Below are 13,416 nucleotides of genomic sequence, written 5' to 3'. Positions count from 1 at the left end.
GGGGTATCAGCCCCCTCGCGCATACCAATCCGGTAGTTCAAAAGCATGCGCTGGTAGTTGATACAGCTGGCGCAAACGGGCCTGACTGAGCATGTCGCAGGGCTGGCCCTGCGCCAATATGCCCCCATCGCGGTACAAGATCACCCAGTCCGCCACGCGGGCCGCATGTTCAGGTTGATGCGTACACAAGAGCACACCCAGGCCCTCCTGGCGCAAATGCGAGACTTGATCGAGCACGCGCAATTGATTCGCAAAGTCCAGGCTGGAGGCAGGCTCGTCCATAATCAGAAACTGCGAACGCTGCGCCAAGGCACGTGCAATCACACACAGTTGACGCTCCCCTCCGCTGATCTGATCAATACGTTTTTGAGCCAGTTGCCCGATACCTAAACGCTCCAGGCAAACGCCCACCCATTGCCGGTCGGCTGCCCGTGGTTGGCTATACCAGGCCAGCTCACTGGCACAGCCCAGCAAGACCCACTGCTCTACCGTGAAAGCAAAGGCAGAGTCCTGCGCTTGCGGTACATAGGCCAGTTGCCTGGCCAAGGCACGCGCACGCCACTGTTCCAAGGGCTTGCCCTGCACCTTCACCTGTCCTCCTAAAGGCGGCTGCAGGCCCAGCAAGGTACGCAGCAAAGTGGACTTACCGCTGCCATTGGGGCCGAGTAAACAGACGACCTGCCCGGTCTGTACACGCAGATTCACATTGCTGGCGACTTGCTTGCGCCCATAGCCCACGGCCAGCTCAATTGCTTCCAAGCCTTGTTCGCTCATCGCTGCCTCGCACCACGAGCCAGCAACAACAAGAAGCCGGGAGCCCCTACCAGAGCCGTCAACACACCCAAGGGCAATTCCAGCGTGCCTATGCTGCGCGCCAAGGTATCGGTTAACAACAGAAAGGCGGCGCCCACTAACAAGCAGACAGGCAATAGACGGGAGAAATCCGGGCCGACCAATAAACGAGCCGCGTGCGGAATCAACAAACCGACCCAGCCTATGATGCCCGCCAAGGCCACACATACCGCTGTCATCAAGGTGGCGCAAACAATCAGCAAACAACGCAAGGCAGAGACGGGCATGCCCAGGGAACGGGCCTCGTCATCTTGCAGAGCCAGGACATTGATACGCCAACGCAAAAGCCAAACCGGGATAATGCAGGCCGATACCATCAACGCAGCGGGCCAGACTTCGTAGGAGCGCACCGCGCTTAAGCCGCCCAGCAGCCAAAAGGTCATGGAGGGCAATTGGGAATAAGGGTCGGCCAGAATTTTGATAAGCGATAAGGCTGCGCCGAGCAAGGTGCCGACCGCCATCCCGGCCAGGACCAAAATCAGGACAGGTGGATGATGACGCAGCATGCGTGCCAGACTCAAGACAATGCCCACCGCCAGCAAACCGCCCACAAAGGCCGCCATCTGCACGCCAAACAAGGAGAAGTTCAAGTAGATGGCCAGAATCGCCCCCAGACCTGCGCCCGAGGACACCCCCAGAATATCGGGTGACACCAGGGGATTGCGGAACATGGTTTGATACGCCGCGCCGGCGGTCGAGAGCGCGGCCCCCACCAGCAAAGCCGCAGCAATACGCGGCAAGCGTAAATCCCAGACAACGCGTACCGCCTGACTTTGCGAGGTATCCGGGTCACTTGAAAAACCAGCCGCTAAAGCTCGCAGTACATCCGGCCCCGACAAAGGGTAAGCCCCCTGCCCCAGCGCAAACACCACCAGGACGGCCAGAATCAGTCCCAGAAAAAGCAGCAACAGCCCGTAGGGCAAACCCAGCTTCATGAATTTTGCGTTGAACCCAAAGGGTCCAGCCCTTGCACCAGTCGCTTGATCTGCTCGCTGTCCAAAGACATGCCATAAAAGGCTGAGTAGAAATCCTGCAACTCTCCCAGCATGCGTGGTATGGCCTCACTACCTTCCAACAAGGCATTCAACCAGATCACACCAGCTAAGCGATTGATTCCCGGCGGGCCATCCAGCCAGCCAAAAGGTAAAGCAGGCACACGGTACAAACGCCCTTCTCGCACCGCCTTGAGCTGATTCCAGGGAGCTTGGGTACGCGCCAATTCAAAGAAAACGTCGTCCTGGGCAAACAGAATGTCCGGGTCCCAGGCCAATAATTGTTCGTAGGAAATACGGCCCAGACGATTATCGGTTTTCTCGTCACCCATTACCGTCAGGCCGCAAAGCCGCAGCACCTCGGTATGAATGGACTGACCCATACCAGTTTCCAGGCCATCATTACCGCGTGCCAAATAGGCTTTCAAGCCCTTGGCTCGGGAGCTGGCGGCTTGATGTGCGCTGTCTAAAATGGCTTGGGCGCGCAAGGCCAATTGCTGGCCGCGCTCGGCTTGCCCCAGAATCTGCCCGGCCTGACGCAACTGCGCCGGGCTGTCGTTCAAACGACCATCCAGCAAGACATAAGGCACGCCCGTCTGCTCTTGCACGGACTTGGCAGCCGACTCGTAATAAGGATTCACATCGCCTATATCCAGCACCATATCGGGTTTTAAGGCCAGCAGGCTTTCCAGGGACAAGGTACTGCCCCGACCGGCCAAACGGCCCAGATAAGGCAAAGAAAAACCAGCGGCATCCATCATGCTGCGCGCAGCCGGAGCCAATTGAAAAGGCCAACCTAAAAGAGTATGCGGTGCCAGGCAATACACCAGCACAGAAGCGGGCGGGCCGGCGGCCACCACTCGGCCTACGTAGGCCGGATCGGGCAGTTGACCCGCCACGCTGACAGGCAGACTGATCGGGGTGCTGGTCCCGGCCTGCTCAGACCGGGCCTGCAAACGGGCAGAGGGCGCCACAAGCGGCAGTGCCGCCAAGGCACGTACTATGTCACGACGCTTCATCCCGGCCTTCCCCCTTTTTCTGCCAATAACAGCACTGCTTTAGAAACGATAGCTTCCACCCACAAACCAAACGCGTCCGGGCATGGGGTAGCCTTCTTTATATTGGTACAGCTTGTCACCCAGGTTACGCACACCGGCTTCCAGGGTGATATCCGAGTTAGGACGCCAGATCCCCTTCAAACCCAGCAAGGCAAAGCCGGGGGTTTTTTCGTAAATCTGGTCACCCTTGTTGTTCGCGTAGGAGTAGTAACGGCCACTTTCAGTTTCCACCGAACCCATCACTTCCCACTGTGCATTAGGCTTCCAGCTCAGGTGAGCGAACAGACGGTGATTGGGCGTGTCCACCAGTTTGACGTCTGGATCAGACTGATTGCGACGGTTCAAATACGTATAGGCCAAGCCAGCGGACCAGTGAGCAGAAAACTCCTGCTGCAAGGACAGTTCCAGACCCATTTGACGGGCCTTGCCCACGTTGGTGGCCTGATCACAAAAACCCACTGGGCGGTACTTGTCGCAGCCTGGTGCCTGGATAACGGTGCTTTGAATCATGTCGCGCACCTGGCTCAGGAACAGAGCCGATTCCAGTTGCGCCCCCTGCCAAGGTTGACCACGCAAGCCCAGTTCATAGTGAATGGCGTGCTCCGGTTTCAGATCCGGGTTGGGTTGGGCGTAACCCATACGACTGGAGTAACGGTCTTTAATCGTAGGAAAACGAGTCTTGTAGGCCACACTGCCGTAGACCTGCATGGCCTGGCTCCAGTCGTAGCCCAGCTCCAGCAAACCGTTAGTGGCGTCGGTATCGCCAGTTTCAAAATTGTGCGCTTCTTTGGCTTTGCGACGCTCATGACTGGCGCCCACACGCAATTGCCACTGATCGCCCAAAGCGATGCGATCCTCAAAGGCCAGTGAAGTGGTCACGTCCTTGTAGCGTTCAGTGCCCGATGACTTGGGATCACGGTGCTGATCTTGCTTGTAATGCAAGGCAAAGTGCAGCTCGTGATCATCCAGACTCGTATTGACCCACTCCAGAGCAGCGCCACGCGTGCGGTCCGTGTATTCACTGGTCGGGCCAGTCAGGGTGGCGTATTGGCCATCGCTATACATATCCAGACCATTTTTGTACTTATCCTCGTACACACGTGTCTTGATGGTGTTGTTCTCGCCAACCCGGGTAGAGCTCAGAAAGTACAGACTTTCCTTGTCCCAGTAGGGCCAGCGCCAGTAGCGTTTACCCAGCTTGGCATCGTTCACGCCGGTGTAGACCGGATTGTCTTTCTGACCTTTCTGATTCACATAGCCGATCACGTACTCATCCGTCGCATTGGGAGTGATACCCAATTTGAAGGACGCTTTCTTGTCCATTTGCGAGGCATTGCTGCGCATACCGCCCGTATCGGTAGGACGTGCTTTTTGATCTTCAAAGCCACGGCCCAAGGGGAAGGTACGTTCGCCCGACCAGGACAAACCAGCCTGCAGGTACCAGGAACCCTGATTGGTACCCACGTTCAAGGCGCTGTAGCGTTGATCGCCCGTGGCGTAACCGGCACGGAACTCACCCTCAAATGCTTTGACCGGCTTGCGGGTAACCAGGTTGATGGCACCACCCATAATATTGGGGCCATACAGTAAGGAGGCTGCACCCTTGGCCACGCGAATTTCACTCAGATCCATGGTGGTGAAACGAGTAAAGTCTACATAGCCGTCGTACGGCACGTACTGTGGAATACCATCCAGGAACAAGGGCACCTGACGCGAGTCGAAGCCGCGCACGTAGACCATTTGCTCATTACGGGCACCGCCTGCCGAAACCGTGACACCCGCTTGCACGCTGACAGCCGCACCGACATTACGCAAGTCAAAAGCCTGCATTTTTTCCTGGCTGACTGCGCTCTCACCCAAAGGCGCCTCTCGATCCAAGCTGGATTGAACAACCACTTTGCCCAGTTGAAACACACGGTCCTTGTTGTCCTGAGCATGGGCTTGGTTAAGGGCCACAGCCCCCATCATGCTCAAGACCAAGGCGCGCGGTACTAAACAGACAAACTGCTGACGCGCTGCTGTGGCGCGGTTGGACGGATGTCTCATTCCACTTCCCTATTCGATCTTTCTAATTGGTTTATGAATTAACACTACACGGTGGCGCAAAAAAAATGGGCCCCAAAGGGCCCATAAATAGAACCCATCATCGAGCGATGAGTGATGGTTCTTTCGAAAACACCGCTATATAGTAGAGCATATAGCGAAAGATGACAAGCAAGCAAAAACTTTAAGGTTCAGGTTTTCCCGTCTTCACAATTTGCAACTTCTCGCCAACAATACGGCTGCACTGAGCATTTTTATCAAAATGCTGCCAGAAGAACGCCCATATAAACGGGCATTAACTCCAATTCCAAAACATCAGGACCCGCGCAATTACTGGCGCAAATCCACAGGAGCACAATGTATGTTTAAAGCCATGACGCGCGGTTCAGTCCGCCTGGTTGAACGCTATCTGCCCGATCCGTATATCTTCGTCATCCTGCTCACGCTGATTGCCGGTGTCTCGGCCATGGCGTTCGAACAGCGCTCTCCGATGGAGGTCATCCAATTTTGGGGTAATGGCTTTTGGGGGCTGCTGACCTTCGCCATGCAAATGCTGCTGGTCCTGCTAACGGGTCATATGCTGGCCAGCACCCCCTTGGTAAAAAGCTGGTTGCGTGGCCTGGCCTCCTTGGCGCACTCGGCCGGTTCGGCCATTATTCTGGTCACCCTGGTCTCGCTGGCAGCCAGCTGGATCAACTGGGGGTTCGGTCTGGTGGTCGGTGCCCTGTTCGCCAAAGAGCTGGCCCGCCAGGTTCGTGTTGACTACCGCTTGCTGGTTGCCAGTGCCTACTCAGGCTTTCTGGTCTGGCACGGCGGCCTGGCCGGTTCAGTGCCTTTGACCATTGCAACCTCGGGCCACTTTTCCGAGAGCAAGATCGGCATCATCAGTACCTCAGACACCATCTTCGCCTTCTTTAACCTGGCCATTGTGATCGCCCTGTTTATCCTGGTGCCGCTGGTCAACCGCTTGATGCTACCCAGCGACAAGGAAAGCATCTATGTCGACCCCAAGCTCTTGAAAGAGGCGCCTGATGACGTCAACCAATCCACAGATCGTCCTGCAGACCGTCTGGAAAACAGCCGCCTGATTTCCATTGTGATTGGTGTGGCAGGCCTGACTTACTTGTTTGACTACTTCGTGCTACGTGGCGCAACGCTGAACCTGAACGTGATCAACTTCACCTTCCTGATTCTGGCCATCTTGCTGCACGGCACCCCTCGTCGTCTGCTGAAAAGTCTGAATGAAGCCATTCGCGGCGGGGCCGGAATTGTGATCCAGTTCCCCTTTTACGCGGGCATCATGGCCATCATGATCGACTCCGGTCTGGCGACCAGCCTGTCCGAGTGGCTGGTGTCTTTTGCCACTGCCACTACCCTGCCTTTCTGGACTTTCTTGAGCGCCGGTCTGGTCAATATTTTTGTGCCCTCGGGCGGCGGACAATGGGCCGTTCAAAGCCCGGTTGTCATTGCCGCCACCCAAGCGCTGGATGCCGATATCGCGCGCACGGCCATGGCCGTTGCCTGGGGTGACGCCTGGACCAATATGCTGCAGCCATTCTGGGCCTTGCCCGTACTGGCCATTGCCGGTCTGAAAGCCAAAGACATCATGGGTTTTTGCCTGATTCAATTGATTGTCTCGGGTATCGTGATTTCGATTGGTTTGACCTGGTTGTAAGAGGCAGGCCGATGCCTTTACTGGCATCGCCGTTTCCCTAGCTATAAAAAAAACGCCCAATGAGTATTCATTGGGCGTTTTGCAATCAGCAATCAACAATCAGCAATCAACAATCAGCAATCAGCAATCAACAATCAGCAATCAACAATCAACAATCAACAATCAACAATCAACAATCAACAATCAACTGGAGAATAGCTATTTTGTTTTAAGTTCCCCCCAGCTCGTCTCTTTCATGCCGAATGACGCTGCCTGCACAAGTTGTAGCCATAGTCAGCGCGGCGTTCAACACAAAGACAAGACGCGAACAGACCGCCCAAGACAAAGGCAATAGATAAACTGCAGGGGGAAATAGAAGAAGGAAGAGATGGTGGGCGGTACAAGGTTCGAACTTGTGACTTCCACCGTGTGAAGGTGGCACTCTACCACTGAGTTAACCGCCCGAAGCTTTTAAGAACTGCAAAAGCTGCGAAGAAAAAAACTATAGCACGGCCCTGCTCGATTTACAAGATCAGGGCCGGCTGTTTTTCTTGAACAGTTACTCTGCTGCTGGATTGAGCATCTCGCGCCACATGGGCGGCTTCTTGTTCTGTTTTTCCAACACGTCCATGTATTTCTCGTGCTCGGCCTGATCAGCTTCGGACGCACGCAGCACTTTGAGCACACTAGGATCAAACTTGCCCAGGCTCAAATCGCTGCCGTCACCACCTTGACTGTCGGACTCGTCAAAGTCCATCAACAACGCATCCTGACCCCGCGTCATGGCCAGCCAGACGTCGGCCAACAATTCCGAGTCCAGCAAAGCGCCGTGCAAGGTACGGTGAGAGTTGGAAATACCGTAGCGTTCGCACAAGGCATCCAGAGAGTTGCGCTTGCCGGGGTGCATTTCCCGCGCCACCAGCAAGGAGTCAGTAATGCTGTCGCAGTATTGCGAGAACGGTCCCTTGCCTACCTTCTGCAATTCAGCGTCCAGAAAGCGGGTATCAAAGGAGGCGTTATGAATAATGACTTCCGCGCCCTGCACAAAATCAAGCACCTGATCGACCACATCCTTGAACCGTGGATGGCCGGACAGAAATTCCGTGGTCAGACCATGAATGGCCAAGGCCTCGGGATCAGAATCCCTATCCGGGTTCAGATACAAGTGCAGATGGCGGCCCGTCAATTTACGGTTGAACAACTCGACCCCACCCACTTCAACAATTCGGTGCCCCTCGCGTGGCTCCAGACCGGTGGTTTCAGTATCCAGAATAATTTGACGCATTCACTTTCCCTACAAATTCAATCACGGTAATGGCACTGAACAAGGAGGCTGTACGAGCCGCTTCCCCGCAGACCAGAACCACAGGTTCAGACAGAGGCCTGGGGCTTGTCAATCAATTCCAGTTGCTTGTCCTGCCCTTCTTGCTTGCCTGCAATCAGCGTGTAGGCCACGGGCACCACAAACAAGGTCAGCAAGGTACCCAAGGACAAGCCGCCTACCAGCACCCAGCCAATTTGCTGGCGGGATTCGGCGCCTGCCCCGGAAGCATAGGCCAGCGGCAAGACGCCCAGCACCATCGCGCCGGTTGTCATCAAGATGGGACGCAGGCGCATCTCGCAAGCGCGCACCACGGCATTGTACAAACTGGCCCCCGCTTCGCGTTGTTGGGTGGCAAATTCCACAATCAAGATACCGTGTTTGGTAATCAGGCCTACCAGGGTAATCAAACCGATCTGACTATAAATGGACAAAGTCCCGCCCGACAGCCACAGGGCCAGCAAGGCCCCGGTCATGGACAAGGGCACGGACAGCATGATGATGAGCGGATTGCGCCAGCTTTCAAACTGGGCGGCCAGCACCAGATAAATAAAGGCCAGAGCCATCAGGAACACGACATAAATGCTGCCCGAGGAGTCCCGGAACTCGCGTGACTGCCCGTCCAGATCCGTCTGCACGGTTTCAGGCAAGGTCTTGCGAGCCACCTCATTCATGTGTTCAAGAACTTCACCCAGGGCATAGCCGGGTGCCACCGAGGCTTCCACAATCACGGCCCGCAAACGGTTGAAGTGGTTCAGCGATTGCGGTGACACGCTTTCTCGCACTTTCAGGAAGTTGGAAGCCTGCACCATGCCACCGTCCTGGGTACGCACGTAAATATCGAGAATATTTTGCGGACTGGAGCGAGCCTGTTTATCCACCTGCACAATCACATCATATTGCTCGCCGTCACTCTGGTAGCGTGTGACCTGACGCCCACCCAGCATGGACTCCAGTGTGCGGCCTACAGCATCCACCGAAACACCGGTATCAGCCAGCTTGTCGCGGTCTACATCAATACGGATTTCTGGCGTATTCAAGCGCAAGTCCGTATCCACATTCAACAACCCTGGGTAGTCTCTTAACTCGGCCAGAAAGTTGTCCACGATCTTGGCCAGCTCCGGATAAGGAGCCTGACTCATGATCACAAACTCCACCGGCTTGGAGGTCGCGCGCTGCCCCAGGGAGGGCGGATTAGTCGGAAAGGCACGCGCACCAGGAATGGCCGAGAAATGCGGCTGTAGCTCACGCGCGATGGACTGCTGGTTACGCGTGCGCTCCTCCCAAGGCTTCAAACGCAGAATCGCAAAGGAGTCGGTCACGGTTGGAAAACCAATAATGGACTGGTAACCCTCGGTCTCCGGTATGCCGCGATACAGCGCTTCCACCCGTTCCACATTGTGCAAGGTGTAATCCAGCGTGGCGCCTTCAGGCGAATTCACAATCCCGAAAATGACCCCCCGGTCTTCAATCGGAGCCAGCTCGCTTTTGATAACCGTAAACAGCAGCGCACTGGTGGCGGCAACGGCCACACCGATCAACAAGACCAGCCAGCGCCAACGCAGAGCGCGAATCAGGACACGACGATAGCCACGCGTCAGCCAGACCAGAAAGTTCTCGATCCCCTGGCTGACACGGCCCACTTTGGTGCCGTGCGGGCGCAACATGCGCGAGCACATCATAGGGGTCAAGGTCAGGGCCACGAAACCGGACACCAGTACGGCAGCCGCCAAGGTCAGGGCAAATTCGATAAACAATCGCCCGGTACGGCCTGTAGCAAAAGCCAACGGCGCATACACCGCCACCAATGTCAGCGTCATGGCAATCACGGCAAAGGCAATTTCACGCACGCCCAAAAAGGCCGCCTGCATGGCCGTTTTGCCTTCTTCAATATGGCGATAAACGTTCTCCAGCACCACAATCGCATCGTCCACCACCAGACCAATCGCCAACACCATGGCCAACAAGGTCAGCGTGTTGATGGAAAAACCCAGCATGTACATGATGGCAAAGGCTCCGATCAGAGAGATCGGAATCGTCACGATAGGGATGAGGCTGGCACGGAAACTGCGCAGGAAAAACACGATCACCAGCACCACCAGCAAGATAGCCTCGGCAATGGTGGTGTAGACCGAATCAATGGATTTCTGAATGAAGATGGAGCTGTCGTAAGACACGGTCAGCTTCATATTGCCCGGCATGCTTTCGTTGATGCGCTCCACCTCGGCACGCACCGCTTTGGACAAATCCAGCGGGTTGGCAGTGGACTGTTTGGTCACACCAATATTCAAACTGTTTTGCCCATTGAAACGGGCCAGCACCCGTTCCTCGGCAGGCCCAATACGCACTTGAGCAATGTCGGAGATACGCACCGGATAACCGGCGGCCTGACTGATGATGATGTTGCGAAACTCCTCGGGCGTTTCCAGATCGGTAGAGGACACCACGGAAAACTCACGCGCATCGGACTCGATACGGCCAGCCGGAATCAGCACGTTTTGCTTACGCAACGCATCTTCCACGTCCTGCACGGTCAACTGATAGGCCCCCAGTCGGGTGCGGTCCAGATCGATCCGCATGGCGGGCAGGCGCTCGCCAAATACGCGCACTTCTGCTGCTCCGGGCAAGACGGATAAGCGCGTTTTGATATAGCGCTTAATGTAGTCCGAGGCCTCCAGCATGCTGTAGTCGCCGGTATCCACACCGACATAAATAATCGGGGTGGAGTCCGCCTCTACCTTGTTGATAATCGGCTCGTCCACCTCATCGGGCAAGAAACGGCGGGCGCGCGAAACCTTGTCACGCACGTCAGCGGCGGCCGCATCGGGGGCTCGGTCCAGATTGAATTTAATGTTGATCAGGCTGCGCTCGGAACGGCTGCGCGAGGTCATCACGTTCACGCCCTCAATCCCGGACAACTGGTCTTCCAACGGCTTGGTCACCTGGGACTCGATCACCTCTGGTGAGGCCCCTTTATAGTTGGTGATGACCGAGACCACCGGTTCATCAATGGCAGGATATTCGCGTACGGTCAGGCGTTCATAGGAAATGAAACCGACCAGCACAATCACCAAAGACAGAACCGTGGCAAAAACCGGGCGACGGATACATAAATCGGAGAGAACCATGACTGTGCCCTAGCGCTGCGGCTGTGTTTGGACGTCGATCACTTCCTGGATATCGACTGGTACGCCATCACGCACCTTTTGCAATCCGGCCACCAGCACATTGTCGCCGGCTTTCAGATCGCCAGTTACGTGCACCCAGCCTTGTTCGCGGACTCCAATCTGCACCTGTCGACGCTCTGCCCGGCCATCTTTCACAATATAGATATACTGATCCTGCCCCGAAGGAGCCAAGGCGGTTTCAGGCACCATCAAGGCCTGATAGCGAGACAGCTCCAGGCGTACACGGCTGAACAAACCAGGGCGCAAGACACCATCTTCATTGGGCACTTGCGCGCGTAATAAAATCGAACGGCCTGCCGTATCCACTGCCGGGCTGACCGCCAGAACCGAACCCTGGCGGGTTTGGCCCTGGAACGCATCAAAGCGCAGCTCGACCAGCATGCCAGCCTTCACATCGGCCAGATATTGTTCAGGGATACGAAAGTCCACGTTCAAAGTAGAAACCGCTTCCAACTGCACCAGATCTGTGCCGGGTCCAACATAGTCACCCACCGACACATTGCGCAAGCCGGTGACACCATCGAACGGCGCACGGATACGGGTCTTGTCCAGGTGCACGCGCGCCAATTGCACTTCGGCTTGCTGGACAGCCAAACGACTGCCCGACTCATCTTTTGCCTGCTGACTGATAAAGCCCTGACGGCTCAGCTCCGAAGAGCGCTTGTGCTGGCTATTCGCCAGATTCAAATTTGCCTGTGCCTGATTTAACTGCGCCTGCGCCATGGCCGGGTCCAGCTGAATCAGTACCTGCCCTTTCTTGATGGGCAGGCCCTCTTCAAAACTGATGGCTGAAATACGACCACTGATCTCGGGGCGCAACATGACGGACTCTCTGGCAACCAGGGTCCCGACCGCCGCCACATCACGAATCAATTCAGTTTGCCGCACTGGCAGCACTTCCACCCGCGTGGCGTCAGACTGCGCCCAACTGGGCGTACTACTGGCAAACAGTACGATGAACAAAGAAAAAATCGTGAGGCGCAGCGTGAGAATCATGGGCGGCTTATCCTGACCGGCCAGGCCGGTAAAGCTATCTGACAAAATATGACGGGTGGCTAATAGTACTATCAGCGGGTTCGACCTTCGCCCAGGCCTTTATAACTGCCTGGCTATTTCCACCCCTTCATTGGCCAATTGGTCCGCCCGCTCATTACCAGGGTCGCCTGCGTGACCACGCACCCATAACCAGGTCAACTCGTGCTTGGCCGCCTGTTGCTCCAGTTCCTGCCACAGATCGGCATTTTTGACGGGTTTTTTATCCGCAGTACGCCAACCACGCGCTTTCCAGCCGGGCAGCCATTCATTCATCCCTTTTTGTACGTATTGCGAATCAGTGTGGACTCGCACCTGACAAGGGCGCTTCAAGGCCTTGAGTGCCTCGATCACCGCCATCAATTCCATACGATTATTGGTGGTATCCGCCTCGCCGCCACAAATGGCTTTTTCTCGGCCGCCATGACGCAGCAACGCCCCCCAACCACCCAAACCCGGATTGCCCTTGCAGGCGCCATCGGTCCAAATATCAACAACATCTGTCATGTCTTGCTTATTCCTTCATCGGCAGCGCGTCCTGCTACCACCATAGGCCGACGCACACGCCGACGGTTTTTCTTCCACTTAGGCCCGACCAGGCGTAAGGCAGGCGTGCGTTTGACCGCACTAATCATATAGACGGCGCCTGCAAAGCTCCACCAGCGCGCTCCGCTTTGCTCTATCCAGGACCAGCGATCCAGCCATGCCTGCTGACGACACAACGGTGCATAACAGCCCATCTGCGTGCTTTGCACATCAAAGGACAAGAGCTTTAACCAGTCGCGCAAACGCGAGGGGGACATCACATCTCCCGGCAAGGTCGGCGTGCCCCGCTCCAGCCCTGGAATCCAGTCATGGGCCCCCCATAAGCTCAAGGGATTAAAGCCCGTCAGGAGAATGCGCCCTTCCGGCACCAGCACGCGTTCAGCCTCTCGCAACACCTGATGCGGGTCACTGGCGCTCTCGAGCGTATGGGGCAGAATTAAAAGATCAATGCTTTGCGTATCAAAAGGCAGATGCTCGGGCTCGGCATACACCAGGTTTTGCTGCTGGGCAGGCAAGACGCCGGACTGAGCCGTACATACCTTGCAAGAGATGCGGCTTTGCGCCAGGAGGTCCCAATGCGGCAATCCAATTTGTATGGCATGATACCCGAAGGTGTTGACCACCTCCGCATCGATTCCGGCTTGTTCCCAAGCCCGCACATATCGCCCCGGTACGGTTTCCAACCACTGGGCAAATTGATCATTCAAAGTCTGCTCCACTGGCGCTTTCT

General features: G+C 56.0%; 10 protein-coding genes and 1 tRNA gene. 1 reads left to right on the top strand and 10 read right to left on the bottom strand.

The features are described from left to right. Nucleotides 1–6: 6 nt before the first annotated feature. The 4 genes from AC6I6N_RS17610 to AC6I6N_RS17595 are packed head-to-tail and all read right to left on the bottom strand — an operon-like array spanning nt 7 to nt 4,948. A complete protein-coding gene (locus tag AC6I6N_RS17610) occupies nt 7–774 on the bottom strand; it encodes an ABC transporter ATP-binding protein (RefSeq protein ID WP_121739538.1) in 768 nt (255 codons plus the stop codon). After that, nucleotides 771–1,787: a FecCD family ABC transporter permease gene (locus tag AC6I6N_RS17605; RefSeq protein WP_094197648.1), complete on the bottom strand. Its 1,017-nt coding sequence runs from the start codon at nt 1,785–1,787 to the stop codon at nt 771–773. The genes AC6I6N_RS17610 and AC6I6N_RS17605 overlap by 4 nt, the downstream gene beginning before the upstream one ends. After that, nucleotides 1,784–2,863 (bottom strand): ABC transporter substrate-binding protein, encoded by a 1,080-nt coding sequence (locus AC6I6N_RS17600; RefSeq protein ID WP_346548974.1) that lies wholly within the window; start codon nt 2,861–2,863, stop codon nt 1,784–1,786. Before AC6I6N_RS17600 ends, AC6I6N_RS17605 begins: the two co-directional genes overlap by 4 nt. Before the next feature lie 39 nt (nt 2,864–2,902). After that, on the bottom strand, nt 2,903–4,948 hold the full coding sequence (locus tag AC6I6N_RS17595; protein WP_230019244.1) for a TonB-dependent receptor plug domain-containing protein: 2,046 nt from the start codon (nt 4,946–4,948) through the stop codon (nt 2,903–2,905). A 358-nt stretch (nt 4,949–5,306) separates the two neighbouring features. Between AC6I6N_RS17595 and AC6I6N_RS17590 the strand changes: the two genes are divergently transcribed. Further along, nucleotides 5,307–6,620 carry a short-chain fatty acid transporter gene (locus AC6I6N_RS17590; protein ID WP_094197650.1) on the top strand — a complete coding sequence of 438 codons (1,314 nt, stop codon included), beginning with the start codon at nt 5,307–5,309 and terminating at the stop codon, nt 6,618–6,620. A gap of 368 nt (nt 6,621–6,988) precedes the next feature. On the opposite strand, the gene AC6I6N_RS17585 is transcribed toward AC6I6N_RS17590, so the two are convergent. The 6 genes from AC6I6N_RS17585 to AC6I6N_RS17560 all read right to left on the bottom strand — a co-directional run bounded on the left by AC6I6N_RS17585 (nt 6,989) and on the right by AC6I6N_RS17560 (nt 13,405). Continuing rightward, a tRNA-Val gene (locus tag AC6I6N_RS17585) sits at nt 6,989–7,063 on the bottom strand. 95 nt (nt 7,064–7,158) lie between these two features. Continuing rightward, nucleotides 7,159–7,884: a DNA polymerase III subunit epsilon gene (dnaQ, locus tag AC6I6N_RS17580; protein WP_321278544.1), complete on the bottom strand. Its 726-nt coding sequence runs from the start codon at nt 7,882–7,884 to the stop codon at nt 7,159–7,161. A gap of 86 nt (nt 7,885–7,970) precedes the next feature. Further along, nucleotides 7,971–11,048, bottom strand: a complete 3,078-nt coding sequence (locus tag AC6I6N_RS17575) for an efflux RND transporter permease subunit (protein ID WP_249460156.1) — start codon at nt 11,046–11,048, stop codon at nt 7,971–7,973. Between the two features lie 9 nt (nt 11,049–11,057). Beyond that, the gene (locus AC6I6N_RS17570; RefSeq protein ID WP_249460158.1) at nt 11,058–12,104 is read right to left on the bottom strand and encodes an efflux RND transporter periplasmic adaptor subunit; all 1,047 of its coding nucleotides are present in this window, start codon (nt 12,102–12,104) and stop codon (nt 11,058–11,060) included. Nucleotides 12,105–12,203: 99 nt separating this feature from the next. Beyond that, the gene (gene rnhA / locus AC6I6N_RS17565; protein WP_042486244.1) at nt 12,204–12,647 is read right to left on the bottom strand and encodes a ribonuclease HI; all 444 of its coding nucleotides are present in this window, start codon (nt 12,645–12,647) and stop codon (nt 12,204–12,206) included. After that, nucleotides 12,644–13,405: a class I SAM-dependent methyltransferase gene (locus AC6I6N_RS17560; RefSeq protein WP_094197655.1), complete on the bottom strand. Its 762-nt coding sequence runs from the start codon at nt 13,403–13,405 to the stop codon at nt 12,644–12,646. Before AC6I6N_RS17560 ends, rnhA begins: the two co-directional genes overlap by 4 nt. Nucleotides 13,406–13,416: the final 11 nt, after the last annotated feature.

The organism is Alcaligenes sp. LTN-3 (genome assembly GCF_059735605.1).
The sequence above is the reverse complement of the archived record's forward strand: the minus strand, read 5'-3'. Positions and strand labels throughout refer to the sequence as shown.

Excerpts from the sequence above, each read along its gene's own strand:
- AC6I6N_RS17610 (WP_121739538.1), bottom strand. The coding sequence starts at position 774 with ATGAGCGAACAAGGCTTGGAAGCAATTGAGCTGGCCGTGGGCTATGGG.
- AC6I6N_RS17605 (WP_094197648.1), bottom strand. The coding sequence starts at position 1,787 with ATGAAGCTGGGTTTGCCCTACGGGCTGTTGCTGCTTTTTCTGGGACTG.
- AC6I6N_RS17600 (WP_346548974.1), bottom strand. The coding sequence starts at position 2,863 with ATGAAGCGTCGTGACATAGTACGTGCCTTGGCGGCACTGCCGCTTGTG.
- AC6I6N_RS17595 (WP_230019244.1), bottom strand. The coding sequence starts at position 4,948 with ATGAGACATCCGTCCAACCGCGCCACAGCAGCGCGTCAGCAGTTTGTC.
- AC6I6N_RS17590 (WP_094197650.1), top strand. The coding sequence starts at position 5,307 with ATGTTTAAAGCCATGACGCGCGGTTCAGTCCGCCTGGTTGAACGCTAT.
- dnaQ (WP_321278544.1), bottom strand. The coding sequence starts at position 7,884 with ATGCGTCAAATTATTCTGGATACTGAAACCACCGGTCTGGAGCCACGC.
- AC6I6N_RS17575 (WP_249460156.1), bottom strand. The coding sequence starts at position 11,048 with ATGGTTCTCTCCGATTTATGTATCCGTCGCCCGGTTTTTGCCACGGTT.
- AC6I6N_RS17570 (WP_249460158.1), bottom strand. The coding sequence starts at position 12,104 with ATGATTCTCACGCTGCGCCTCACGATTTTTTCTTTGTTCATCGTACTG.
- rnhA (WP_042486244.1), bottom strand. The coding sequence starts at position 12,647 with ATGACAGATGTTGTTGATATTTGGACCGATGGCGCCTGCAAGGGCAAT.